30 protein-coding genes are annotated in these 23,228 nt (G+C 74.3%); 20 read left to right on the top strand and 10 right to left on the bottom strand.

Features of this window, described 5'->3' with window-relative positions; translation table 11 throughout:
- Positions 1-44 precede the first annotated feature (44 nt).
- Entirely contained in the window at positions 45-182 is a 138-nt protein-coding gene (locus AC1UE5_RS25830) for a hypothetical protein (protein WP_482928817.1), read from the bottom strand.
- Positions 183-285: 103 nt separating this feature from the next.
- Between AC1UE5_RS25830 and AC1UE5_RS25825 the strand changes: the two genes are divergently transcribed.
- From AC1UE5_RS25825 to AC1UE5_RS25815, 3 genes are read left to right on the top strand one after another with little or no spacing between them, the layout of a single operon-like run.
- On the top strand, positions 286-636 hold the full coding sequence (locus AC1UE5_RS25825; protein WP_482928816.1) for an ArsR/SmtB family transcription factor: 351 nt from the start codon (positions 286-288) through the stop codon (positions 634-636).
- Entirely contained in the window at positions 626-1,123 is a 498-nt protein-coding gene (locus tag AC1UE5_RS25820; protein ID WP_482928815.1) for an SRPBCC family protein, read from the top strand. Before AC1UE5_RS25825 ends, AC1UE5_RS25820 begins: the two co-directional genes overlap by 11 nt.
- 40 nt (positions 1,124-1,163) lie before the next feature.
- Positions 1,164-1,955: a flavin reductase family protein gene (locus AC1UE5_RS25815; RefSeq protein WP_482928814.1), complete on the top strand. Its 792-nt coding sequence runs from the start codon at positions 1,164-1,166 to the stop codon at positions 1,953-1,955.
- 263 nt (positions 1,956-2,218) lie between these two features.
- On the opposite strand, the gene AC1UE5_RS25810 is transcribed toward AC1UE5_RS25815, so the two are convergent.
- Entirely contained in the window at positions 2,219-2,815 is a 597-nt protein-coding gene (locus AC1UE5_RS25810; protein ID WP_482928813.1) for an RBBP9/YdeN family alpha/beta hydrolase, read from the bottom strand.
- 50 nt (positions 2,816-2,865) lie between these two features.
- On the opposite strand from AC1UE5_RS25810, the gene AC1UE5_RS25805 reads away from it, so the two are divergent.
- Genes AC1UE5_RS25805 through AC1UE5_RS25750 form a run of 12 tightly spaced genes read left to right on the top strand, consistent with a single transcriptional unit; the run spans position 2,866 to position 12,440 of the window.
- Positions 2,866-3,705, top strand: coding sequence for an ABC transporter permease (locus AC1UE5_RS25805; RefSeq protein WP_482928812.1), 840 nt, complete (start codon positions 2,866-2,868; stop codon positions 3,703-3,705).
- Positions 3,702-4,403, top strand: coding sequence for an ABC transporter ATP-binding protein (locus tag AC1UE5_RS25800; protein WP_482928811.1), 702 nt, complete (start codon positions 3,702-3,704; stop codon positions 4,401-4,403). Before AC1UE5_RS25805 ends, AC1UE5_RS25800 begins: the two co-directional genes overlap by 4 nt.
- 1 nt (position 4,404) lies before the next feature.
- Complete coding sequence (locus tag AC1UE5_RS25795) at positions 4,405-5,397, top strand: ABC transporter substrate-binding protein (RefSeq protein ID WP_482928810.1); 993 nt, start codon at positions 4,405-4,407, stop codon at positions 5,395-5,397.
- Entirely contained in the window at positions 5,397-6,524 is a 1,128-nt protein-coding gene (locus AC1UE5_RS25790; protein ID WP_482928809.1) for an LLM class flavin-dependent oxidoreductase, read from the top strand. The genes AC1UE5_RS25795 and AC1UE5_RS25790 overlap by 1 nt, the downstream gene beginning before the upstream one ends.
- Positions 6,521-7,033, top strand: coding sequence for an NADPH-dependent FMN reductase (locus AC1UE5_RS25785; RefSeq protein ID WP_482928808.1), 513 nt, complete (start codon positions 6,521-6,523; stop codon positions 7,031-7,033). The genes AC1UE5_RS25790 and AC1UE5_RS25785 overlap by 4 nt, the downstream gene beginning before the upstream one ends.
- On the top strand, positions 7,030-7,851 hold the full coding sequence (locus AC1UE5_RS25780) for an ABC transporter permease (RefSeq protein ID WP_482928807.1): 822 nt from the start codon (positions 7,030-7,032) through the stop codon (positions 7,849-7,851). The genes AC1UE5_RS25785 and AC1UE5_RS25780 overlap by 4 nt, the downstream gene beginning before the upstream one ends.
- Before the next feature lie 29 nt (positions 7,852-7,880).
- A complete protein-coding gene (locus AC1UE5_RS25775) occupies positions 7,881-8,927 on the top strand; it encodes a taurine ABC transporter substrate-binding protein (protein WP_482928806.1) in 1,047 nt (348 codons plus the stop codon).
- The gene (locus AC1UE5_RS25770) at positions 8,924-9,715 is read left to right on the top strand and encodes an ABC transporter ATP-binding protein (RefSeq protein ID WP_482928805.1); all 792 of its coding nucleotides are present in this window, start codon (positions 8,924-8,926) and stop codon (positions 9,713-9,715) included. Before AC1UE5_RS25775 ends, AC1UE5_RS25770 begins: the two co-directional genes overlap by 4 nt.
- A gap of 8 nt (positions 9,716-9,723) precedes the next feature.
- Positions 9,724-10,215, top strand: coding sequence for a beta-class carbonic anhydrase (locus tag AC1UE5_RS25765; protein WP_482928804.1), 492 nt, complete (start codon positions 9,724-9,726; stop codon positions 10,213-10,215).
- Positions 10,212-11,105, top strand: coding sequence for an amidohydrolase family protein (locus AC1UE5_RS25760; protein WP_482928803.1), 894 nt, complete (start codon positions 10,212-10,214; stop codon positions 11,103-11,105). Before AC1UE5_RS25765 ends, AC1UE5_RS25760 begins: the two co-directional genes overlap by 4 nt.
- Positions 11,102-11,623, top strand: a complete 522-nt coding sequence (locus AC1UE5_RS25755; RefSeq protein WP_482928802.1) for a cysteine dioxygenase — start codon at positions 11,102-11,104, stop codon at positions 11,621-11,623. The genes AC1UE5_RS25760 and AC1UE5_RS25755 overlap by 4 nt, the downstream gene beginning before the upstream one ends.
- 22 nt (positions 11,624-11,645) lie before the next feature.
- Positions 11,646-12,440 (top strand): alpha/beta fold hydrolase, encoded by a 795-nt coding sequence (locus AC1UE5_RS25750; RefSeq protein WP_482928801.1) that lies wholly within the window; start codon positions 11,646-11,648, stop codon positions 12,438-12,440.
- Here AC1UE5_RS25750 and AC1UE5_RS25745 read toward each other — a convergent pair.
- Positions 12,437-12,853 carry a winged helix-turn-helix transcriptional regulator gene (locus tag AC1UE5_RS25745; RefSeq protein ID WP_482928800.1) on the bottom strand — a complete coding sequence of 139 codons (417 nt, stop codon included), beginning with the start codon at positions 12,851-12,853 and terminating at the stop codon, positions 12,437-12,439. The genes AC1UE5_RS25750 and AC1UE5_RS25745 overlap by 4 nt on opposite strands.
- Positions 12,854-12,947: 94 nt before the next feature.
- Between AC1UE5_RS25745 and AC1UE5_RS25740 the strand changes: the two genes are divergently transcribed.
- A complete protein-coding gene (locus tag AC1UE5_RS25740) occupies positions 12,948-14,120 on the top strand; it encodes a thiolase family protein (protein WP_482928799.1) in 1,173 nt (390 codons plus the stop codon).
- An 18-nt stretch (positions 14,121-14,138) separates the two neighbouring features.
- Here the strand turns inward: AC1UE5_RS25740 and AC1UE5_RS25735 are convergent, their stop codons facing one another.
- Genes AC1UE5_RS25735 through AC1UE5_RS25715 form a run of 5 tightly spaced genes read right to left on the bottom strand, consistent with a single transcriptional unit; the run spans position 14,139 to position 18,041 of the window.
- Positions 14,139-14,450 carry a HEAT repeat domain-containing protein gene (locus AC1UE5_RS25735; protein WP_482928798.1) on the bottom strand — a complete coding sequence of 104 codons (312 nt, stop codon included), beginning with the start codon at positions 14,448-14,450 and terminating at the stop codon, positions 14,139-14,141.
- A gap of 33 nt (positions 14,451-14,483) precedes the next feature.
- The gene (locus AC1UE5_RS25730) at positions 14,484-15,566 is read right to left on the bottom strand and encodes an NAD(P)/FAD-dependent oxidoreductase (RefSeq protein ID WP_482928797.1); all 1,083 of its coding nucleotides are present in this window, start codon (positions 15,564-15,566) and stop codon (positions 14,484-14,486) included.
- On the bottom strand, positions 15,563-16,939 hold the full coding sequence (locus AC1UE5_RS25725; protein WP_482928796.1) for a HAMP domain-containing sensor histidine kinase: 1,377 nt from the start codon (positions 16,937-16,939) through the stop codon (positions 15,563-15,565). Before AC1UE5_RS25725 ends, AC1UE5_RS25730 begins: the two co-directional genes overlap by 4 nt.
- Before the next feature lie 9 nt (positions 16,940-16,948).
- On the bottom strand, positions 16,949-17,632 hold the full coding sequence (locus tag AC1UE5_RS25720; protein ID WP_482928795.1) for a response regulator transcription factor: 684 nt from the start codon (positions 17,630-17,632) through the stop codon (positions 16,949-16,951).
- Positions 17,625-18,041, bottom strand: coding sequence for a calcium-binding protein (locus AC1UE5_RS25715; RefSeq protein ID WP_482928794.1), 417 nt, complete (start codon positions 18,039-18,041; stop codon positions 17,625-17,627). Before AC1UE5_RS25715 ends, AC1UE5_RS25720 begins: the two co-directional genes overlap by 8 nt.
- A gap of 136 nt (positions 18,042-18,177) precedes the next feature.
- On the opposite strand from AC1UE5_RS25715, the gene AC1UE5_RS25710 reads away from it, so the two are divergent.
- From AC1UE5_RS25710 to AC1UE5_RS25700, 3 genes are read left to right on the top strand one after another with little or no spacing between them, the layout of a single operon-like run.
- Complete coding sequence (locus AC1UE5_RS25710; RefSeq protein WP_482928793.1) at positions 18,178-18,909, top strand: calcium-binding protein; 732 nt, start codon at positions 18,178-18,180, stop codon at positions 18,907-18,909.
- 41 nt (positions 18,910-18,950) lie between these two features.
- The gene (locus tag AC1UE5_RS25705; RefSeq protein WP_482928792.1) at positions 18,951-20,138 is read left to right on the top strand and encodes a BaiN/RdsA family NAD(P)/FAD-dependent oxidoreductase; all 1,188 of its coding nucleotides are present in this window, start codon (positions 18,951-18,953) and stop codon (positions 20,136-20,138) included.
- Between the two features lie 23 nt (positions 20,139-20,161).
- Positions 20,162-21,697, top strand: coding sequence for a hypothetical protein (locus AC1UE5_RS25700; protein WP_482928791.1), 1,536 nt, complete (start codon positions 20,162-20,164; stop codon positions 21,695-21,697).
- Here the strand turns inward: AC1UE5_RS25700 and AC1UE5_RS25695 are convergent.
- Positions 21,663-22,571 carry an oxidoreductase gene (locus tag AC1UE5_RS25695; protein WP_482928790.1) on the bottom strand — a complete coding sequence of 303 codons (909 nt, stop codon included), beginning with the start codon at positions 22,569-22,571 and terminating at the stop codon, positions 21,663-21,665. The two genes, AC1UE5_RS25700 and AC1UE5_RS25695, sit on opposite strands and share 35 nt — an antisense overlap.
- Before the next feature lie 84 nt (positions 22,572-22,655).
- On the opposite strand from AC1UE5_RS25695, the gene trxA reads away from it, so the two are divergent.
- Positions 22,656-23,000: a thioredoxin gene (gene trxA / locus AC1UE5_RS25690; RefSeq protein ID WP_482928789.1), complete on the top strand. Its 345-nt coding sequence runs from the start codon at positions 22,656-22,658 to the stop codon at positions 22,998-23,000.
- A 35-nt stretch (positions 23,001-23,035) separates the two neighbouring features.
- On the opposite strand, the gene AC1UE5_RS25685 is transcribed toward trxA, so the two are convergent.
- A complete protein-coding gene (locus AC1UE5_RS25685) occupies positions 23,036-23,209 on the bottom strand; it encodes a hypothetical protein (protein ID WP_482928788.1) in 174 nt (57 codons plus the stop codon).
- Positions 23,210-23,228 lie beyond the last annotated feature (19 nt).

The following is a 23,228-nucleotide window of genomic DNA, read 5'->3' as shown; positions in this document are numbered from 1 at the left end:
CTGATCAGCTTTCGACTGTATACCCGATCGGCGCTACCGCGGGGTTACCGCACTGTTGTGGTGCACATCAGGTGTCGCAGCAGCTGGCGCAGGCGGGGGAAGCGGCGCGGCGGCAGGCGCGTCGCCGCCTCGTGGAGCTGGCGGCCGACGTCGTCGAGGGCTTCGATCCGGTGGACGCTCATGCGTTGCGCGGGAAGGTTCCCCTGGAGACATGCATGTATGCACGTCTCACCCGCTGGCGCCAGGGCTTGACAGATATTCCGATATGGGAATACGATGCGCGCCATGGCCCGAGCAGCGACCACCACGGACGCGTTCAACGTGATCGCCGAGCCCCGGCGGCGGGACATCCTCGACGTCCTGGCGGGCGGCGAGCGTCCCGTCAACGACCTCGTGCGCGAGCTCGGGCTGGCCCAGCCGCAGGTCTCCAAGCACCTGCGGGTCCTGCGGGAAGTGGGGGCGGTGGAGGTGCGCGACGAAGGCCGGCAGCGGCTGTACCGGATCAACGGGCGCGCCCTGAAGCCCATCCACGACTGGGTCAGCTCCTACGCCCGGCTGTGGGAGGAGCGGTTCGAGGCCCTCGACGACGTGCTCGAGGACCTGAAGCGAGAAGAAGGAGAGGGCGATGCCCAGTAGTGCGACGGCAGTCGTGACGCTGCCCCAGGACGAGCAGATCCTCATCGTCCGCGAGTTCGACGCCCCGCGCCACCTCGTGTGGCGCGCGTACACCGAGCCGGAGCTGGTGCAGCGGTGGTGGGGTGCGAAGCGCGGCGAGGGCGTGAGCGCGGAGATCGACCTGCGCGTCGGCGGCAGGTGGCGCTACCTCATGACCGCGCAGGGCGGCTTCGAGGTCGGCTTCCACGGCGAGTTCCGCGAGATCGTCCCCGAGGAGCGGCTCGTGATGACCGAGGTCTACGAGGGCGCCGGCACGCCCGAGGAGGCCGAGGCCGGTGCCGGGCTCAACACGATCACGTTCATCGCCGACGGCGACCGCACGCGGCTGGAGATGCTGTGCGAGTACCCGTCGAAGGCGATCCGCGACATCGTGATCGACTCCGGCATGGAGGCCGGGATGCAGGAGTCGATGGACGCGCTGGAGGACGTGGCGGCGTCGCTCGTCTGAGCCGCCGGACGGATTGTGCACCAACCCGATCGGGAATCATGTGTTCTCGATCGGGATGGTCGACTTCCACGGCTCCTCCACCGCCACGGTCGAGCTGTCGCGGGCGGATCTGCGCGCGACGCTGGGCCGGTTCGCCACCGGCGTGACCGTCGTGACCTTCCACGAGGACGACGGCTCGCCGCGCGGGTTCACCGCGAGCGCGTTCACGTCGCTCTCGCTCGACCCGCCGATGATCCTCGTCTGCGTCGACAAGCGCAGCGAGAGCCACGACCCGCTCGCCGAGGAGGGGCGCCCGTTCGGCGTCAACATCCTCGCGGCGGAGCACGGCGCGCTGGCCCGGCAGTTCGCCGGCAAGGGCGGCGCCGGGAAGTTCGCCCGCGTCGCGTACGACCCGGGCGAGCACGGCGCGCCGCTGCTGCACGGCGCGCACGCCGCGCTGGAGTGCCGTGTCGCGCGGGTCGTCGAGGGCGGCGACCACACGGTGCTGTTCGGCGACGTGCTCGGCCTGCACGCCGGGCAGGACACGTCGCCGCTCCTGTACCACGCGGGCGTCCTGCACGACGCGCCGCTTGGCGCGGTCGAGCCGCGCCACGACGACGGCGCGTGGGCCCGCTACGTCGGCGACCGCACCGTGCCGGAGTTCCTGCGCGCGATGGGCTTCGACCCGCGCGACCGCAGCCGCGCGACGGCGACCGCGGCGGTCGAGCGGTACCTCGAGCTGCAGCGCGACTCGGCCCGCGACCTGCCCGCGCACCTGCGCCGCCGCGTCGACGCCCGCGGGGCCACCGACGCCCTCGTCGCGCACATCGTCGCCGCTGGACGGCGGGCCTGACGCGCGCCCGGTCCCTGGTCACCGTTGCTCGCGTGCCGACGGAAACCGCCATCTCGTGGCCTGACGTGCGTCGAGATGTCGTTGACCGTCGCCTGGCGACGGTAGGTGACGTCTCGGTGCTGTGCGCGGGGTGAGATGACGGTTTCCGTCGGTGGCCCCGGAACCGGTTGACGCCTCGCGGGCGCAGGACGGACGAGGGACCGCCGGGTCCCGCTCCAGGGAGGAGGCGGTCACTCGCGTCTCGAAGAGGCCTGGTGGTTCGGCTAGGCGGCGGCGCTGGTGGGAGATCTGGCGGGGAAGGCGCCGGTCAGCGCCCACTGCTCCACCGCGGGGAACGCGCCGTAGCCCGCCTCGATGTCGAGGTGGCCGCCCTGGGAGACGACGTGGACATCGCACCCGAGCGCGTCGCCGTACACCGCGACGGCGCCCTCGGGACACCACGGGTCGGCGTCGGTGCAGACGAGCTCGGGGCGGCGCGCGACCGACGTGGCGAGCGCCTCGCGGTCGCCGGGGGCGGGGAAGAAGGGCGCGAGCGCCGGCGGGAGCGTGCTCGTCGAGGGCGGACAGACGAGCAGCAGGCGGTCGATCGGCCGAACACCCCGGGCGTGCGCGGCGTGGCGGAGCCAGAGCAGGCAGCCGAGCGAGTGCGCGATCACGATGCGCTCGCCGTCGCCGAGCATCCGCAGCTCGTCGTGCAGGACGTCCATCCACTCGTCGAGGACCGGCTCGTCGGGCGCCGGGAGCTGGGGGTACAGCACCTGCTCGCCGCGGGCCCGGAGGCGCTCGACGAGCCAGTGCTGCCAGTGCTCGGGCGGGCGGTGGTTCTGCCAGCCGTGAAGAACGAGGAAGCGACGGGTCATGGAGACAAAGTACATAAAGGTGATCGAGATTGTGATATCTCTTCGCGCCGATGTCAGCGACGACGCCCACAGCCGCCGCCGCAGCCACCAGCGGTGCCGCGGCCCGCAACGCCGTACCGCGGGGCCTGCGCGCCCGCGGGCGCCGCTTCGTGCCCTCCGCACGGATCCTCAGCCCGATCGCGATCCTGCTCCTGTGGCAGCTCGCGTCCGCGACCGGCGTGCTGCCCGAGGACACGCTCGCCTCGCCCTCCTCGCTCGCCTCCACGGCACGCGACCTGACCAGCAGCGGCGAGCTCCCCGACGCGCTGCTCGTCTCGCTCCAGCGGGCGCTGATCGGGCTGGCCATCGGCACCATCGCGGCGATCGTCCTCGGCACGATCGCGGGGCTCAGCAGGATCGGCGACGCGGTCGTCGACCCGCCGATGCAGATGATCCGCACGCTCCCGCTCTTCGGGCTCGTGCCGCTCTTCATCCTCTGGTTCGGGATCGGCGAGACGCCGAAGGTCACGCTCGTCGCGCTCGGCGTCGTCATCCCGCTGTACCTCAACCTCGTCGCGGCGCTGCGGAGCATCGACCCCGACCTGCGCGAGGCGGCGGCGACGCTCCGCCTGACGCGGGCCGTGTACTTCCGCCACGTGATCGTCCCGGGCGCGCTGCCCGGCGCGCTCGTCGGCTTCCGCCAGTCGCTGGGCGTCGCGTGGCTGGCGCTGATCGTCGCCGAGCAGATCAACGCGTCCGAGGGCCTCGGGTACATGATCAACAACGCCCGCGACTTCCTGCGGACGGACATCGTGGTGGTCGGCCTGCTCGCGTACGCGGCGCTCGGCCTCATCACCGACGCGATCGTGCGCAGCTTCGAGCGGCGCGCGCTGCGGTGGCGGGACGCATGAGCGTCGTCGCGCTCCGCGAGGTCAGCCGCGGCTTCGACGGCACGGTCGTCCTCGACGCGCTCGACCTCGAGATCACGCGCGGCGAGTTCGTCGCCGTGCTGGGCCGCTCGGGCAGCGGCAAGACGACGCTCCTCAAGCTCCTCGCCGGACTCGACCGCGGCGCCACCGGCGACGTCCGCACCGGCAGCGCGCCCGCCGTCGTTTTCCAGGACCCGCGCCTGCTCCCGTGGCGCAGCGCGCTCGACAACGTCGCGCTCGGCCTGCGTGGGGAGGATCCGCGCGGCCGCGCCGCCGCCGCGCTCGCCGAGGTCGGCCTCGCGGGACGCGAGCAGGCCTGGCCGCGCGAGCTGTCCGGCGGCCAGCGTCAGCGCGTCGCGCTGGCCCGCGCGCTCGTCCGCGAGCCCGACCTGCTGCTGCTCGACGAGCCGTTCAGCGCCCTCGACGCGCTCACCCGCATCGAGGCGCAGAGGCTCGTCGACACGCTGTGGCGCAAGCACGGGCCCGCGGTCCTGCTCGTGACCCACGACGTGGAGGAGGCGCTGCTGCTCGCCGACCGCGTCCTGCTCATCGACGGCGGCCGCATCGCGGTCGACGAGCCCTTCGACCTCCCGCGCCCACGCCGGCGCGACGACCCGCAGCTCGTGGCCAGGCGCCGCGAGCTCCTCAGCCGCCTCGGCGTCATCGACCAGGAGAACTGACATGCCTCGAACACTCGCCCTGCTCGCCCTCGTCCCCGTGCTCGCCCTCGCGGCGTGCGGCGACGACGAGGGCGAGACCGCCGCGGCCACCGGCTCGGCGTCGTCGAAGGAGCGCGTCACGCTCCGCGTCGGCGTCCAGAAGGACGGCATCCGCGCGGTGCTCGAGCAGACCGGCGCGCTGAAGGGCGCCCCGTACGACGTCGAGTTCTCGACCTTCCAGTTCGGCCCGCCGCTCGTCGAGGCCGCGGGCGCGGACAAGATCGATCTCGCGTGGGTCGGCTCGACGCCGCCGATCTTCGGCGCCGCCGCGGGCAGCGACTTCAAGATCATCGCCGCCGTCCGGGAGCGCGACGCCCAGGAGAACACGATCCTGGTGCCCAAGGACTCCGCGATCCGCAAGGTCGAGGACCTGAAGGGCAAGAAGGTCGCGGTCCCGAAGGGCTCGTCCGCGCACGGCCTGCTCCTCAACGCGCTGCACCGCGTCGGGCTGTCCGGCAAGGACGTCGAGCTCGTCTTCCTCCCGCCGGCCGACGGCCTCGCGGCGTTCAAGAACGGCGCCGTCGACGCGTGGACCGTGTGGGACCCGTTCACGATCCAGGCCCAGAAGCAGCTCGGCGCGCGCGGCATCACCGGCGGCGAGCCCGACGAGCACGGCTACGGCTTCGAGATCGCGTCGAGCAAGGCGCTCGAGGACGATGCCAAGCGCGCAGCGATCAAGGACTACGTCGCGCGGCTGGCCAAGGCGTGGCAGTGGGCCGGCACGCACCCCGACGAGTGGGGCGACGCGTGGGCGAAGGAGTCGGGCCTGGACAAGGAGGTCACGCGGGCGACGGCGCGCGTGAAGGTCTCCGACATCGTCCCGGTCGACGAGGAGATCGTCGCGCGCCAGCAGGAGCTGGCCGACCTGCTCTCCGACGAGAAGGTGCTCCCGAGCCCGGTCGACTTCCAGTCGATCGTCGACACCGGCGTCCTCGACCTGCCGGCGGCGCCCTGATGGCCGTCAAGCTTCACTGGTTCCTGCCCACGACGGGCGACTCGCGCAGCGACCTGAGCCACGGCGACGCGGTCGGCTACCGGCCGGGCGCGGAGGGCCAGCACCACCAGCGCGAGGCGTCGCTCGAGTACCTGGCGACGATCGCCCGGGCGGCCGAGCAGTCCGGCTTCGAGGCGGCGCTGACGCCGATCTCGTCCTGGTGCCCCGATCCCTGGGTCCTGACGAGCGCGATCGCGCAGCACGCGCGGCGGCTGAAGTTCCTCGTCGCGTTCCGGCCGTCGTTCCTCTCCCCGACGCTCGCCGCGCAGATGGCGGCGACGTACCAGCGGGTCACCGGCAACCGCCTGCTGCTGAACATCGTGGTCGGCGGCGACGACGTCGAGCAGCACCGGTTCGGCGACTGGCTGTCGAAGGACGAGCGGTACGCGCAGGCCGGCGAGTTCCTCCACGTCTTCCGCGAGGCGTGGGAGCGCGAGTACGACTTCGCCGGCGACCACCTGCGGGTCGAGGGCGCGTTCGTGCCGGACCCGCCGGCGCGCCCGCCGATCTACCTCGGCGGCTCCTCGCCGGCGGCGATCGAGACCGCGGCGAAGTACGTCGACGTCTACCTGACCTGGGGCGAGCCACCGGCGCAGGTGGAGGAGAAGCTCGCGCGCGTACGCGCGGCGGCGGAGCGCGAGGGCCGCGACGTGCGGTTCGGCATCCGGCTCCACGTGATCACGCGCGACACGGCCGACGAGGCGTGGGCGGAGGCCGACCGGCTCGTGCGCGGGCTGTCCACGGAGGAGATCGAACGCGCGCAGGCCAAGCTGCGCTCCTCGCAGTCCGAGGGGCAGCGGCGGATGGTCGCGCTCCACAACGGGCGCACGGACGCCCTCGAGGTCTCGCCCAACCTCTGGGCCGGTGTGGGCCTCGTGCGCGGCGGCGCGGGGACGGCCCTCGTCGGCTCGCATCAGGAGGTCGTCGACCGCATCGCCGAGTACCACGACCTCGGCATCGAGGAGGTCGTGCTCAGCGGCTATCCGCACCTGGAGGAGGCGTACCGGGCGGGCGAGGGCCTGATCCCCGAGCTGCGCCGGCGCGGGCTGCTCGCGGAGGACGCCGCGGCCGTGGAGGTCGCCGCGTGAGCGCGCACGTCGTCGCGGTGAGCGGGAACCCGCGGCCGGGCTCCCGCACTGCCGCGTTCGCCCTCGACGCCGCGCGCACGATCGCGGTCGCGCTGGAGGGCCAGGCGTCGGTCGAGCTGCTCGACCTGGCCGAGCCGCGGCTGGACTCCGACGCGCTGCGGGCGACGGTGGCCGGTGCGACGGTCGCGGTCTTCGCGTCGCCGACCTACAAGGCGACGTACACCGGCCTGCTCAAGACGCTGCTCGACGGCTACGGCCCGGGCGCGCTCGACGGCGTCGTCGCGGTGCCGCTGATGGTCTTCGCCGGCGCGCAGCACGCGCTCGCCGCCGACGTGCACCTGCGGCCGCTGCTCCTGGAGCTGGGGGCCACCACGCCGACGAGCGCCATCGCCGCCTCCGAGGCCGACGTCGCGGACGCCGCGGCGTTCCTCGGCGGCTGGATCGAGCACAACGGCTGGGCCCTGCGCGCGACCGCGAGCGCCGGCCTCGCGCGCCGCATCGCCGCATGACCACGATCGTCGCCCGCCCGGCGCTGCGCGTCTCGGGCCGCTGGCGGCGCGCCGGCGCGCGGCTGCTCTCGCTCGCGGTCTTCCTCTTCGCGTGGTGGCTCGTGGCGGAGCTCGACGTGTGGTCCGACCTCTTCGTGCCCGATCCGGCGCAGGTGTGGGACCGCTTCGTGGAGTCCGAGTCCGTCCACGACGGGCAGATCGGGCTCAGCGGCTACTACCTCCACGACCACCTGCTCGCCTCGCTCGGCCGCATCGGCGCCGGCGTCGGGCTGGCCATCGTCGCGGGCGTGATCGTCGGGCTGCTGCTCGCGACCGTCCGGCCGTTCCAGGTGATCGCCGAGCCGTACGTGACGTTCCTGCGCTCGCTGCCGCCGCTCGCCTACTTCTCGCTGCTGATCATCTGGTTCGGGATCGGCAACGCGTCGAAGATCTGGCTCCTCTTCCTCACCGCGTTCCCGCCCATCGCGCTGTCGGTCGTCGGCGGCGTGCAGGCCATCCGCGCGGACCGCGTGCACGCCGCGCAGGCGCTCGGCGCCTCGCGCTGGCAGGTCCTGCGGCACGTCCAGCTGCCGAGCGTCCTGCCCGAGGTGTTCACCGGCACGCGGCTGGCGATCGGCTTCGCGTGGACGACGATCGTGGCCGCGGAGACCGTCGACGGCATCCCCGGCATCGGCGGCCTGGCGTGGACGACGAAGAAGTTCCAGCAGACCGACGTGGCGGTGCTGTGCATCGTCGTGATCGGCATCACCGCGCTGCTCCTCGACCAGCTCGTCAAGCAGGTCGAGCGGCGCGTCGTGCCCTGGCGGGGCAACGGATGACCTCGCCGCCTGACCCCACAAGGAGGACCATGACCCTCGCCCGCGGAGCCGGCGCCCTGCTCGCAGCCGCCGCGCTCTTCCTCGCCGCCTGCGGCGACGACGACACCGACTCGACCGCCACGGCCGGCGACCAGCCCGCGGCCGAGGCGAAGGCCCCCGACACGATCGTGATCGGCTACCAGGCGATCCCCAACGGCGATCTGGTCGTCAAGCACGAGAAGTACCTGGAGCAGGCGTTCCCCGACACGAAGATCGAGTGGAAGCAGTTCGACTCGGGCGGCTCGGTGAACGAGGCCATCGCGGCCGACTCGATCGACATCGGCCTGGCCGGTTCGTCGCCGGTCTCGCGCGGCCTGTCGCAGCCGCTGGAGTACCAGGTGCCGTGGATCCACGACGTCATCGGCAAGGCCGAGGCGCTCGCCGCGCGCGAGGGCATCACCGACGTCGCGCAGCTCAAGGGCAAGAAGATCGCCACGCCGCTCGCGTCGACCGCCCACTACTCGCTGCTGGCTGCGCTGCAGGAGGCGGGGCTGGAGCAGAAGGACGTCAAGATCATCGACGCCGAGCCGCCGGACATCGCGGCGGCGTGGGAGCGCGGCGACATCGACGCGGCCTACGTGTGGAACCCGGTGCTCGCGCAGCTCGTCAAGGACGGCGCGACGATCCTCGCCGACTCCGAGCAGCTCGCGCAGAAGGGCAAGACGACGTACGACCTGGCGGTGGTCGCCAACTCCTTCGCGGAGGAGCACCCGGACGCCGTGCGGACGTGGGTCGCCCAGCAGGACAAGGCGGTCAAGCTCATCGAGTCCGACCCGGACGAGGCCGCCGCCGCGGTCGCCGCCGAGCTCAACCTGGAGCCCGCGGAGGCCAAGGCGCAGATGGAGGACCTGATCTTCCTCGACGCGTCCGAGCAGGCCGCCGCGGACGCGCTGGGCGGCGGCCTGGGCAAGGCGCTGTTCGCGACCGCGACGTTCAACAAGGACCTCGGCCAGATCCCGCGGACGCAGGACGAGGCCGCGTACGCCGACGCGGTCAAGCCCGAGTTCGCGGCGGCGGTGGCTCAGGGGCAGGGGTGACGGTCGCCCTGACCGGCGTCCGCCATCGCTACGGCGGTGGCGGGCGCCGGGACGGGGTCGAGGCGCTCGGCCCCGTCGACCTGGAGATCGCGGACGGCGAGCTGGTCGTCATCGTCGGGCCGTCCGGGTGCGGCAAGTCGACGCTGCTGTCGCTGCTGGCGGGGTTCGTCCACGCGACCGACGGCGTGGTCGCGGTCGACGGGGCGCCCGTGACCGGGCCGGGGCCGGATCGCGGCGTCGTGTTCCAGCACCCGAACCTCTACCCGTGGCTGACCGTGCGCGACAACGTGGCGTTCGGGCTGCGGATGCGCGGCGTCGGGCGGGCGGAGCGGCGCGCGCGCGCGGATGCGCACCTGGCGGCGGTCGGGCTGAGCGAGTTCGCGGACGCGCGGCCGTACGAGCTGTCGGGCGGCATGCAGCAGCGCTGCCAGATCGCGCGCATGCTCGCGGGGGAGCCGCGGATCATGCTGCTCGACGAGCCGTTCGGAGCGCTGGATGCGCTGACCCGCGAGCAGATGCAGGGCGAGCTGCACCGCATCTGGCAGGGCTCGGGCCGCACCGCCGTGCTCGTGACGCACAGCGTGGAGGAGGCGGTCTTCCTCGGCACGCGCGTGCTCGTGATGTCGCCGCGGCCGGGGCGGATCGTGCTCGACGAGCGCGTCCCACTGGCGGGTGAGCCGCGCACGCGCGCGCTGCGCACCGCGCCGGAGTTCGTCGCGTTCCGCGAGCGGGTCTCTGCGGTGCTGTATGGTGATCAACACAATTCTGATCGACTTCTAGGTGTTTAGGAGTTCCCGTGTCCGTCACCGATGAGCTGCTGAAGAACAACGAGGCGTACGCCGCCGAGTTCAGCAAGGGCGAGCTGCCGCTCCCGCCCGCGCGCAAGGTCGCGGTCGTCGCCTGCATGGACGCGCGGCTCATCCCGTCGCGCGTGCTGGGGCTCGAGGAGGGCGACGCGCACGTCATCCGCAACGCGGGCGGCGTCGTGACCGACGACGAGATCCGCTCGCTCGCGATCTCGCAGCGGCTGCTGGGGACGGAGGAGATCATCCTCATCCACCACACCGACTGCGGCATGCTCACGTTCACCGACGACGAGTTCAAGCGGTCGATCCAGGACGAGACCGGCATCAAGCCCGAGTGGGCGGCCGAGGCGTTCGGCGACCTCGACGAGGACGTCCGCCAGTCGATCGCGCGCATCAAGGCGTCGCCGTTCATCCCGAAGAAGGACAGCGTCCGCGGGTTCGTCTACGAGGTCGAGACCGGGCGCCTGCGGGAGGTGTCATGACGCGCATCGACGTCCACCAGCACGCGTGGACGCCGCGGCTCGTGGCGGCGCTGGCGGCGCGTGACGCGCCGCCGCGGCTGCGGGTCGGGGCGGACGGCGGCTGGGTGCTGGAGCTGGCGGGCGAGGCGCCGTGGGCGCTCGCCGACGTGCCGGCGCTGCCTGCCGACGACGCCGACCTCGCGGTGGTCGGGCTGTCGAGCGCGCTGGGGGTCGAGCGGCTGCGCGGCGACGAGGCTCGCGCGCTCATCGCGGCGTGGAACGACGATGCCGACGAGCTCGACGGCCCAGCGCGGCGGACCTGGGGCGCGGTGGCGTTGAACGACCTCGACCCGTCCGACGTCGACCGCGTGCTCGCGCGGGGCCGGGTCGGCCTCTCGCTGCCGGCGACCGAGCTGGCCTCGCCGTCCGCGCTCGACCGCGTCGGGCCGCTGCTCGAGCGGCTCGCCGCGCACGACGCGCCGCTGCTCGTCCACCCGGGGCCGGTCGCGGCCGGGACGTGGCAGCCGGCGGTGACCGCGTACGTCGCGCAGCTGCAGGCGGCGTGGATCGCGTGGGCGCTGCACGGTCGCGCGGCGCATCCGACGCTGCGGGTCGTGTTCGCCGCGCTGGCCGGGCTGGCACCGCTGCACGCAGAGCGGCTGGCCGCACGGGTGCCCGACGGCGGCTCGTCGCTGCTGGTCGACGACCCGCTCACCTCCTTCGACACCTCCTCGTACGGGCCGGTCGCCGTCGACGCGCTCCTCCGCGTCGTGGGCGAGGACCGGCTGGTCCTCGGATCGGACCGTCCGTACGCCGCCGCGACCGCGCTCGGGAGCCCCCTCGCCGAGCGGATCGCGGGTGGCAACGCCGCGGCGCTGCTGCGGCTCCGTCCGGCGGCGGTGGCGGCATGAGCGCGCTCGCGCCCGTGCCCCCGCCGCGGCCGGCCGGTCGCGACCTCCTGGTGCCCGAGCTGCGCGCGCTCGCGTCCTGGCTGGGCGAGCGGCCGTCGCTCTGGCGCCCGCACGTCGTCCACGACCCCGCGCAGCGCACCTACCACCGGCTCGTCGCCGACGAGTTCGTGACCGTGTGGCTGATCTGCTGGATGCCCGGCCACGACACCGGCTTCCACGACCACGACGGCTCGGCCGGGGCGGTCGCGGTGCTGGAGGGCGAGGTCGTCGAGGAGCGCCTGCGGCTGCTCGGCGGGCCGGCGTCCGCCGTGTACGGGCCGGGCGAGGTGCTCGAGTTCGGCCCCGCCGACATCCACCGTGTCCGGCACCACGGCGTCGCGCCCGCCGTGACGATCCACGCGTACTCGCCCGCGCTGCGGCGGATGGGCGCGTACGCCGAGGACGAGCACGGCCGCCTGATCCGTCACGCGCTCGACGAGGACACCGAGCTGAAGGTCGAGGAGCCGGTCCCGGCCTGAGTCGTTCGTAGCCTCCGCGGGCGTGACGTTCACGCGCATGCACCGCGGAGGCTCCGGCGAACCGCTCCTCCTGCTCCACGGGGTCACCGAGACGTGGCGGTCGTGGGAGCTCGTGCTGCCCGCGCTGCAGGCCCGCCACGACGTGCTCGCGGTGACGATGGCCGGCCACGCCGGCGGCCCGCCGCTGCCGGCGCCGCTCACCGACGGCGCGCTGGTCGAGGCGGTGGAGGCGGCGATGGACGAGGCCGGCTTCGCGACCGCGCACGTCGTCGGCAACTCGCTTGGCGGCCACGTCGCGCTGCAGCTCGCCGAGCGCGGCCGGGCGCGGAGCGTCGTCGCGCTCGCGCCCGCGGGCGGATGGGCGGCGGACGATCCTGCGCCGCGTGCGCTCCTCGCCGAGCAGCGCACGATGTGGCGCGAGCTCCGCGCGCTCCCGCCCGCGGCGCTCTCGGCCACCGCGGCAACGCCGGAGGGCCGCCGCCGCGCGCTCGCGCTCCTCACCGAGCACCCCGACCTGCTCGACGCGGCCTTCGTCGGCCACCTGCTCCGCGGCATCGCGGCCTGCGACCTCGAGCCGATGATCGACCACGCCGCCAGTCACGGCTGGCCCCGCGACCCCGCCGCGATCACCTGCCCCGTCCGCGTCGTCTGGGGCACCGCCGACCGCCTCCTCCCCTGGCCCGTCGCCGCCACCCGCTACCGCCGGGACTGGCTCCCGCACGCCGACTGGGTCGTCCTCGACGACGTCGGCCACGCCCCGCACCTCGACGTCCCGCTCGAGGCCGCCCAGCTCATCCTCGGCTGGACCGCGCCCTAGCGGGTCAGCGGCTCGCCGCAGTCGTCGCAGCGCACCTCGACGCGCGGCGCGATCGGGTGCGCGTCGGGGCCGTGGGTGGGGAGGTCCCACGCCTCGGGCTCGCCGTGCTTCATGCCCCACTCGGTCAGCGCGAGGAGGACCGGGGAGAGGTCCGCGCCCGCGCGGGTGAGGTGGTAGGAGGAGCGGGGCGGGTGCTCGGAGTACTGCCGCTTCTCGATCACGCCGGCGTCGACGAGCGAGCGCAGGCGCGCGGTGAGGATGTCGCGGGGCGCGCCGGTGTTGCGCTGGATCTCGCTGAACCGGTGCGCGCCGCGGAAGAGCTCGCGCACCACCAGGAGCGACCACCGCTCGCCCACCACGGCAAGCGCGTCGGCGATCGGGCACAGGCGGGGCTGGGCGGGCGCGGTCGGCATGGCCCACACCCTAGTCGGTCCGGGAATCCAACTGACTCTGCTAGCGTGCGCCGCGCAGGGTCGGTTTGGAAATCGAACTCATGGAGTCGAAGCGATGCGAGATGCGGTGATCGTCGAGGCGGTGCGCACGCCGGTCGGGCGCGGCAAGGCGGGCAAGGGCGCGCTCAACCCGATCCACCCCGTCGACCTGCTGGCGCACAGCGTCCGGGAGCTGGTCGCGCGCAGCGGGATCGACCCCGAGCGGATCGACGACGTGATCGGCGGGGCCGTCGACCAGGTCGGCGAGCAGGCGATGAACACCACGCGCTACGCGGCGCTCGCGGCCGGGCTGCCCGAGTCGGTGCCGGCGACGACCGTCGACCGCCAGTGCGGCTCGTCCCAGCAGGCCGTGCACTTCGCCGCGCAGGGCGTGATGGCCGGCGCCTACGACGTGGTGATCGCGGCCGGCGTCGAGTCGATGAGCCGCGTCCCCATGTGGTCGAACGTCCCGCCCGGCACCGACCCGTTCGGCCCCGGGGTCGCGAAGCGCTACCCGGAGGGGCTCGTCCCGCAGGGCATCAGCGCCGAGCTGATCGCGGCCAAGTGGGAGCTGCCGCGCTCCGAGCTCGACCGGTTCGCGCTCACCAGCCACCAGCGCGCCGCCGCCGCCACCGAGGCGGGCCACTTCGCCGACGAGATCGCCCCGATCGACGGCCTCGCCACCGACGAGTCGATCCGCCCGACCACGACGCTCGAGCAGTTGGCCGGGCTGAAGCCGGCGTTCGAGGATCAGGCGTACAGCGAGCGGTTCCCGCAGATCGACTGGCGCGTGACCGCGGGCAACAGCTCTCCGACCAACGACGGCAGCGCCGCGCTCCTCATCACCACGCCCGAGATCGCCAAGGAGCTCGGCCTGAGGCCGCGGGCCCGCCTGCACTCGTTCGCCGTCGTCGGGGACGACCCGCTGTACATGCTCACCGGCGTCATCCCCGCGACGCAGAAGGTCCTCCAGCGGGCGAACCTCTCCCTCGACGACATCGACCTGTTCGAGGTCAACGAGGCGTTCTCGTCGGTCGTCCTCGCCTGGCAGCGCGAGACCGGCGTCCCGCTCGACAAGGTCAACGTCGACGGCGGCGCGATCGCGATCGGCCACCCGCTCGGCGCGTCCGGCGCGCGCATCGCGACGACGCTCGTCCACGCGATGGAGCGCCACGGCGCCCGCTACGCGCTGCAGACGATGTGCGAGGCGGGCGGCCTCGCGAACGCGATGATCCTGGAGGCGGTGTAGCGCGGGGCGGCGGTGCGGCTAGCCGCGGCGCGCGATCGCCTCGCGCACGTCCGGGTCGGGATCGTCGGCGAGCAGCGCGGCGATCGCGACCGGCAGCTGGCGCTTCATCGCCACGCGCAGCCGCACCGCCGGGTCCTCGTCCTCGGCCAGCCGGCGGAGGATCTCCTCCGGGACGGTCTTGTTGTGGGCGACCCAGCCCCGCATCTCCGGGTACTCGTCGATCACCTGCTCCCACACCTCGACGGGCGCGGCCTCGTTGGCCGCGCGGTCGTACTCGTCCTTCAGCGTGCTGCGGCGCAGCCAGACGAACTGCTCGGCCGACTCGATCATCGACCCGATGATCGCGCAACTCGCGCGGAGGTGTCAGACCGGGCGCAGGCCGGGCGCGACGCCGCCCGCTGAGTCGACGATCGTCCGGGCGAGCAGCTCCCCGAGCACCGGCGCGAACTTCATGAGGTTGGAGCCGAGGAACGCGACGACGTTCCCCTGGCGGGCCGCCGCGAACCCGTCGTCGTGGTGGATCCACGGCGCCTCCAGGCCGACGCACCGGATCTCGGCAAGGGGCGTCGGGTCCAGCCCGGGCAGGAAGCGGGGGAGCCACGCGGCGTGCTGCTCGCGCACGGCGGCGGCGTAGGCGTCGGGATCGGCCGTCCGGTACGGCTCCGGCGCTCCGGGGTCGTCGAGGCCGAGGCCCCAGCGGCCGGTCGTGCCGAGCGGCAGCCCGTACGCCTCGCCCACCGCCAGGCAGGCGGTCGGCGCGGCCGGGTCCCGGCGCGCGTAGGTGAGCCGGACGTGGTGGGTGAGCGTGACGGCGAGCGGGATCCCGGCGGTCGCGGCGAGCATCGGCGTCGCGGTCCCCGCCGCGAGCAGCACGCGCCCGGCGCGCAGGACGGTGCCGTCGGCCAGCCGGACCGCAGCGTCGCCGCGGGCCGGGTCGTCGGCCGCCGCGACCACCTCGGCCGCCCGCAGCTCCACCCGCGCCGCGAGCGCGGCGATCGTCCGCGCCACCCGGATCGAGCCGCCGCGCGGGTCGAACAGCGCCTCGGACCACGGGTGGTCCGGCGCTACGTCGGGCACGCGGCGCCGCAGCTCCGCGCCGTCGATCGCCTCCCATGCCGCGCCCGCCTCGTCCATCGCGGCGGCGCGCACGGTGAGCACGTCCTCGCCGGCGCTGACGTGGCCCTCGTCGCCGAGCAGGCGTCCCGCGCCGAGCTCCTCGGTCCACCGCTGCCAGCCGTCCCACGCCTCCAGCGCCAACGCGCACAGCCGCGCCTCGCGGTGCGTGACGCGGAAGATCCGGCCGAGCCCGGCCGACTGCTCGGCGCCCGCGCCCAGCCGCTCCAGCACGAGCACCCGCTGCCCGCGCCGCGTCAGCTCGTACGCCGCGGCGAGCCCGCAGATGCCGGCGCCGACGACGATGACGTCCCAGTCGTTCGAGGTCCTCACGCGGGCGGGAACCGTACCGTGAAGCGCGCGCCGCCCAGCTCCGCGTCGCAGACCTGCACCGTCGCGCCGTGGTGGCCGGCCTGCTGGGCGACGAGCGCGAGCCCGAGGCCCGAGCCGGGCCGCTCGGCGTCGGGGTCGAGCCGCGCGAACGGGGCGAAGATCCGCTCCCGGTCGGCCTCCGGGACGCCCGGCCCGTCGTCCTCGACCACGAGCACCGCCGCGTGCGGCCCGTCGGGTGGCGCCGTCAGCGTCACGCGCACCGTCCCGCCGCCCGGGCGCCCGTGGCGCACCGCGTTCTCGACGAGGTTCTCGGCCAGCATCCGCAGCCCCGGCTCCCACCCGCCGACGACCGCCTCGTCCGCGACCTCGGCCTCCAGCCGCGCGCCCGGGTGGCGCGAGCGGGCCGCCGCGACCACCGCGTCGACGACCTCCGCGAGGTCGACCGGCGCGCGCTCGACCGGCCCTGCGTCGCCGCGCGCGAGCGCCTGCAGCCCGTCGAGCAGGTCGACGAGGCGCCGCTGCTCGGCCAGCGCGTCGCCGGCGATCTCGACCCGGCGCTCGGCCGGCAGGTCCGGGTGGCGCTGGAGCGCCGAGAGCGACGCCTGCACGCTCGTCAGCGGCGTGCGCAGCTCGTGGCCGGCGTCGGCGGCGAACCGCCGCGTCGCGTCGAGCGCGCGCTCGCGGTCCTCGGCCGACCGCTGCAGTCGCGCGAGCATCGCGTTCACCGACGCGGCGAGCGACCGCACCTCCGCCGGCCCGCCGTCCTCGGGCACGCGCCGGGTCAGGTCCTCGTCCTCGGCCACCTGCGACGCGACCGAGCGCAGCCGGCGCAGCGGCCGCACCGCCAGCGCCGCCGCGAGCCACACGCCCGCGACGACGAGCAGCGCCGCGCCCAGCCCGACGACCGCCAGCCGCCGCTCGAACCGCGCCTGCCGCTGCTCGGTGCTGCGCAGGCTCGTGGTCACCTCCAGCCGCGCCAGCCCGCCGAGCGCCTCGTCGCGCAGCGTCGTCGCGTAGGCCCGGTAGCGCTGGCCGTCGGAGGCGGTGAACGTCTGGAGCTCCTGCCGCAGCCGGGGGCGCGAGCGGGGCGGCGAGCCGGTGTCGAGCAGCACCCGCCCGCCGAGCGTCAGCCGCAGCGACGTGCGGGTCGCGTCGAGCACCGCGTCCAGCCGCGCGTCGGCGTCCGGCAGCTCCTCCTGCACCGCCGCCAGCGCGGTCGCGCGCGACAGCTCGGCGGTGCGCTTGAGGCGGTCGTCGACCGCGTCCATCTCGGCCTGCTCGACGTACCGGGACGTCGCGATGCCCGCGCCGGTCAGGGCGACGGCGAGGACGAGCAGGACGCCGAGCGTCAGGCGGCCGCGGAGGCTGCGCATCAGAGCGCGTCAGCTTCGCAGGACGAACCCGACGCCGCGCACGGTGTGGAGCACGCGCGGCTCCCCGCCGGCCTCCAGCTTCCGGCGCAGGTACCCGACGAAGACGTCGGCGACGTTCGTGCGCGGGTCGAACTCGTAGCCCCAGACGTCCTCGTGCAGGCGCTGGCGTTCGAGCACCTCGCCGGGGTGCCGCATGAAGAGGTGCAGGAGGTCGAACTCGCGCCGCGTCAGCTCGAGGTCGCGGCCGGCGCGGGTCGCGGCGCGTGCGCGCGGGTCGAGCCGCAGCTCGCCCACCTCCAGCGCCTCGTCGGTGCCCGTCGGGCGGCGGCGCAGGAGCGCGTGCAGGCGCGCGACGACCTCCTCCAGCGCGAACGGCTTGACCACGTAGTCGTCGGCCCCGGCCTGCAGGCCGCGCACGCGGTCGTCGACCTCGTCGCGCGCGGACAGCACGCAGACCGGCACCGGGTCGCCGTCCGCGCGCAGCCGCTGCAGCACCTCCAGGCCGTCGAGGTCGGGCATGCCGAGATCGAGGAGCACGACCGCGGGCTTGACGCGCGCGGCGGCCTCCAGCGCGGCGCGCCCGCCGGAGGCGGCGACCACCTGGAAGCCCTCCAGCTCGAGGCCCATGCCGACCGTGCGGCGGATGGCGGCGTCGTCGTCGACGAGCAGGACGACGGGGCCGTCGTCACCCACGCTCGACGACCTCGCAGTCGCCCGCGATCTGGTCCCCTCCGTCGGCGACCACGCGGTCGCGCCCGCGCCCGCACGAGATCGTGTCGACCTCGCCGTCGCGCGCGCGGATGCGGTCGTTGCCGGCGCCGCCGAGGAAGACGTCGGGCCCGCGCCCGCCGTCGAGCACGTCGTTGCCCGTGTCGCCCGCCAGGACGTCCGCGCCGGCGCCGCCGTTGAGCCGGTCGTTGCCGCCCTTCCCGCGCAGGTCGTCGTTGCCGCCGCGGCCGACGAGCCGGTCCGCGCCATTGGTCCCCACGAGCGAGTCGGGGCCCTTGGTGCCGAGCCGGTCGGCCGCGACCGCCGCGCCCGTGACGCTCACGCTCGCGGCGAGCAGCAGGAGCGTGAGGAGGAGGGCGGGGAGGCGGCGCATGGGGTGGCGGGGAGGATGACGGACGACGTGCCCGCGCGCAGGTGCATCTTCGCGGGTTCTCACCGTTTCCTCATCGAGCGTGAGAGGTCCGATAGACCGGTGTCCTGACCGGCCGCCGCGCGGTGATCCTCCGGCCATGCACCTCCGCCGAACCACCATCTGCACCGCCGCGACCACGCTGGCGCTGCTTCCTGCCACCGCGTTCGCCGCGACCGTCACCGGCACCGACGGCGGCGAGCGCCTGCGCGGCACCAACGCGCCCGACACGATCGACGCCGCGGGCGGCAACGACCGCGTCTTCGGGCGCGCCGGGGACGACGCGCTCACCGGCGGCTCGGGCAACGACCGCATCTTCGGCTGGCGCGGCAACGACACGATCGACGGCGGCACCGAGGGCGACCGCATCTTCGGCGGCCCCGGCAACGACGCGATCACCGCCGGCGACGGCCACGACCGCATGAGCGGCGGCATCGGCGACGACGTCCAGGACGGCGGCACCGGCAACGACGTGATCTACGCGAACCGCGGCACGGACACCTCGTCCGGCGGCGAGGGCGACGACGTGCTGTGGGCAATGGCCCGCAAGGACGTCACGCCGGGCCCGGGCGGCGCGGTCGACCAGGTCGGCGACACCCTCGACGGCGGCGCCGGCAACGACCGCTTCCGCACGCGCGACGGCGAGGTCGACCGGATCACGTGCGGGGAAGGCCGCGACCGCGCGTTCCTCGACCTCGTCGACGTGATCGCCGACGCGACGGCCGAGAACCCGAACGGCTCGTGCGAGCGCGTCGAGCGCCAGGTGCCGCGGGGCGGCTCGGGCGCCGAGGACGCGCAGGAGGAGTCGGCGGAGGCCAAGGCACAGGCCTAGCGCCAGAGACCGTCGAGCGCGCCGGCCATACCTTGTGGACGGTGCGCTCGACCGACGTCGCGATCATCGGCGCAGGGGCCGCCGGGCTGATGTGCGCCTTGACGGCCGCGCAGCGCGGCCGTCAGGTGCTGCTCCTCGACAGCTCCAACAAGCCCGGCAAGAAGATCCTCATGTCCGGGGGCGGCCGGTGCAACTTCACGAACATGTGGGCGGACCCGGCGAACTTCTTCTCGCAGGGCGGCAACCCGCACTTCTGCAAGTCGGCCCTCGCCCGCTACACGCCGTGGGACTTCATCGCGATGGTGGACAGCCACGGCGTGCCGTACCACGAGAAGAAGCTCGGGCAGCTGTTCTGCGACAACAAGTCCAAGGACATCCTGCGGATGCTCCTGACCGAGTGCGAGCAGGCCGGCGTCGAGCTGCACGTCAGCACGCCCGTGCACGAGATCGACCGAACCGACGCGGGCTACGCGCTGCGCACCGCGATCGGGGACGTGACCGCGGAGTCGCTCGTGATCGCGACCGGCGGCCTCTCCATCCCGACGCTCGGCGCCACCGGCTTCGGCTACGACGTCGCGCGCCAGTTCGGCCACACGGTGCTGCCAACGCGCGCCGGCCTGGTGCCGTTCACCGTCACCGACCCGCGGCTGAAGGAGCTGTGCGTCGAGCTGACCGGGACGTCGGTCGCGTGCGACGTGCGCTGCAACGGCCACAGCTTCCGCGAGAACCTCCTGTTCACCCACCGCGGCCTCAGCGGCCCGGCCATCCTCCAGATCTCCTCGTTCTGGCAGCCGGGGGACGCCGTGGAGATCGACCTCCTCCCCGAGCACGACGCGTTGGAGTGGCTGCAGGCCCAGCAGGCAGCGCGGCCCGACAGCGAGCTGAAGACGGTCCTGGCCGAGGCCTTCACGAAGAGGATGGCCGCCCTGCTGGCCGAGCGCTGGTTCACGTCCAAGCCGATGAAGCAGCACACGCCGGCCGAGCTGCGCGCCATCGCGGACCGGCTGGGCGCCTGGCGCGTCGTCCCGGCCGGCACCGAGGGCTACCGCACGGCGGAGGTCACGCTGGGCGGCGTCGACACGCGCGAGATCTCGTCCAAGACGATGGAGTCGCTCAAGTGCCCCGGCCTCTACTTCATCGGCGAGGTCCTGGACGTCAACGGCCACCTCGGCGGCTTCAACTTCCAGTGGGCCTGGGCGTCCGGCCACGCGGCCGCGCAGGTCGTGTGACGGCGCGACTACCCTCCGCCCTCGTGTCGCGCGGCCGCCTCATCGCTGTGCTCTGCGCAGCCGCGGCGGTGGCCGGCGGCGGTGTCGCCGTGCTCGCCGGGCGCGGGAGCGACGAGGAGGAGCCCGCGGAGCGGACGGTGAAGGACCCGCTCGGCGAGGCGCTCGCCTACCTGCCTGCCGACGCGTCCGTCGTCGCCGTCGTCGAGACGGGCGGCCCGCAGGTGCAGGCCGCGGGCGAGCTGCTCGACCGCCTCCTCGTCGGGCCGATCCTCGTCCGCCAGCTCGTCAGCTCGTTCGGGCTCGACTTCGAGGACGACGTGCGGCCGCTGCTCGGCCACCCGCTCGCGCTCGCCACCAGCCGCACGCCCGGCCTCGACCTGCCCGCCCTCCTGCGCGACGGCGGCGTGGCTGCGCTCCCCACCGACGACGCCGCGAAGCTCCGCGAGACGCTCGCCGCCGCGCGCGACGCCGGGCGCCTGCGCGAGGCCGAGGCCGGCACCTACGTCACCGCGCGGGGCCGCATCGCGCTCGCCGCCGACGGGCCGGTGCTGGTAGCGGGCGGCGACGCGCTCGCCGTCCGCAACGCGATCGACCGCCGCGCACAGCGCACCGGCCTGCGCCGCGAGGACTTCGTCCGCCGCACCGACCAGGTCGCCAAGCCCGCGGGCGACGCGCGCGAGGCGCTCGTCACGCTCGCCGCCCCCGCGCCGCAGATCGTGCAGCTGGCCGGCATCGGCGCCGTGCCCAACGCCGAGGCGCTCACCGACGGCGCGCTCGCCTTCCGCGTCACCGAGCCCGGCCTCGCGATCTCCTTCTCCGCCGACGCCGACCAGGCGAAGGTCAAGCCCGAGGAGATCCCGCTCCCGACCGGGCCCGAGCCGCCGCGGCCCGCAGGCGGCGACGCGCCGTTCGTCCTCGCCGTCCGCGGCGCCACCCAGACGATCGGCGCCATCCGCGCCACCGACGGCAGCACGAACATCCCGGCGCTGCGCTCGCTGGAGGAGGCGCTCGACGAGCTCGACAAGGTGAGCGGGCCGCTGAAGACGTTCGGGCGGATCGACTTCGACGAGGCGCTGTTCGACCAGCTCACCGGCACGACGACGATCACGCGCGAGGGCGGGGGAACGGTCATCCGCGCCGAGCTGCGGGACGGGGACCCGCTGCGCACGGCGCTCGACCGGATCGAGAAGGTGCCCGCGTTCGCCTACGAGCTGGCCGGCATCGACGGCGTCGCGCTCGATCGCGAGGGCGACGAGGCGTTCGTCCTGAAGCTCGAGGGGGAGCGGCCGGTCCGGCTCGCCGTCCTCGACACGACGCTCGTCGCCACGACGAGCGAGACGGTCGGCCTGCGCGCCGTCGCCAACCGCGAGCCGGCCACGGTCGACACCCGCGGCGCCCTCCACGCGCGCCTGCGCCGGCCGGGCGACCTCGTCATCCGCCGCCTCGGCCTGCCCGACATCGCGGGCGTGGTGCTCCGCGCGCTCGGCCCGCTCGACGTCGCCGTCCAGGCCGAGCGCTCCGGCCTCACGGGGTCGGCGACGCTGACCGTGGCGCGCTGAACGCGACGCCCGTCAGCTCCTCCGACCGCTCCCACAGCTGCCGCGCGACGTCCGCGTCGCTCGCCGCCTTCGTCCGCCCGACGAGCGTCGGGTGGCCGCGGCCCTCCATGAAGCCGTCGGGCCCGACGTACGACCCGCCCGGCAGGTCCTGCGTCGCGGCGTAGAGCGTCGGCAGCGTGCCCATCGCGTCGCTCTGGGCCATGAGCCTGTTGCCGATCGCCATGACGCCGTTGAGGACCTTGTTCTCCGAGCGCGACTGGAGGTTCGTCGCCGCGTAGCCGGGGTGCGCGGCGACCGCGCGCACGCTCGCGCCGGCCTCGGTCAGCCGCCGCTGCAGCTCCAGCAGGAAGAGGAGGTTGGCGAGCTTGGACTGCTGGTAGGCGGGCCAGCGCTGGTAGGAGCCCTTCATCCAGTTGAGGTCGTCGAGCCGGATCTTGCCGCCGCGGTGCGCGCTCGACGCGACGATCACCACGCGGTCGGTGACGTGCGGGAGCAGGAGGTTCGTGAGCGCGAAGTGACCGAGGTGGTTCGTCCCGAACTGCAGCTCGAACCCGTCCTCGGTGCGTTTCTCCGGCGTCGCCATCACGCCCGCGTTGTTGACGAGCACGTCGATCGGCTGCTCGCCCCACGCCTCGGCGAACGCGCGCACGGACGCGAGCGACGCGAGGTCGAGCGGGTGCACCTCCGTCGTGCCTGGCATCTCCGCCGCGACCGCCTCGCCGCGCTCGGTGTCGCGGACGGCGAGCACCACGCGCGCGCCCACACGTGCGAGCTCCCGCGCGGTGATGCGCCCGAGGCCGCTGGTCGCGCCGGTGACGATCACCGTGCGGCCGGACTGGTCGGGCAGGTCCTTCACGGTCCACTTGGCGCTCATGTGCCGATCCTTTCAAAGGCGCCCGCGCAGCGCAGGGGGGAACCCCCGATGAGACCCCGGCGACGCGTCGTCACGGTGCAGGACATGTCGAACCTCCCCGCCGTCTCCGACGCCACGTTCCAGCGGGACGTGCTCGAGGCCGAGCGGCCGGTGCTCGTCGAGTTCACCGCCGCCTGGTGCCCGCCCTGCCGCATGATCGCCCCGCACCTGGAGGCGATCGACGCCGAGCGCGACGATGTCGACCTCGTGCAGCTCGACGTCGACACGTCGCAGCGCACCGCCGCGCAGTTCGGCGTGCTGTCGATGCCGACGATGATCCTCTTCCGCGGCGGCCGCGAGGCGGGCCGGTTCGTCGGCGCGGCCCCGCGCCGCCGGCTCGAGCAGCAGCTCGACGAGCTCCTCGTCCGCGCCGAGCAGCCCGCCTTCTAGACGACCGCTCTAGAGAGCCTCTCTAGAGAACTTCTCTAGAGCGCGCGCGGGCGGTACGCCGCGCACCGCCGGTGCACGAGCACCCCGTGGATGCGCAGGTGCCGCTCGTCGTCGAACACGGTTCCGCGGCAGGCAGAGCAGGGGCCGACGGTGTGGCGCCGGCGCAGCATCGCGTCGGCGATGCGGGTGGTGAGGCTGGAGGCGACCATGACAGCCATGGTGGCCTCC

This window comes from Parviterribacter multiflagellatus (assembly GCF_056863265.1).
This window is presented reverse-complemented; position numbering and strand designations above follow the sequence as displayed.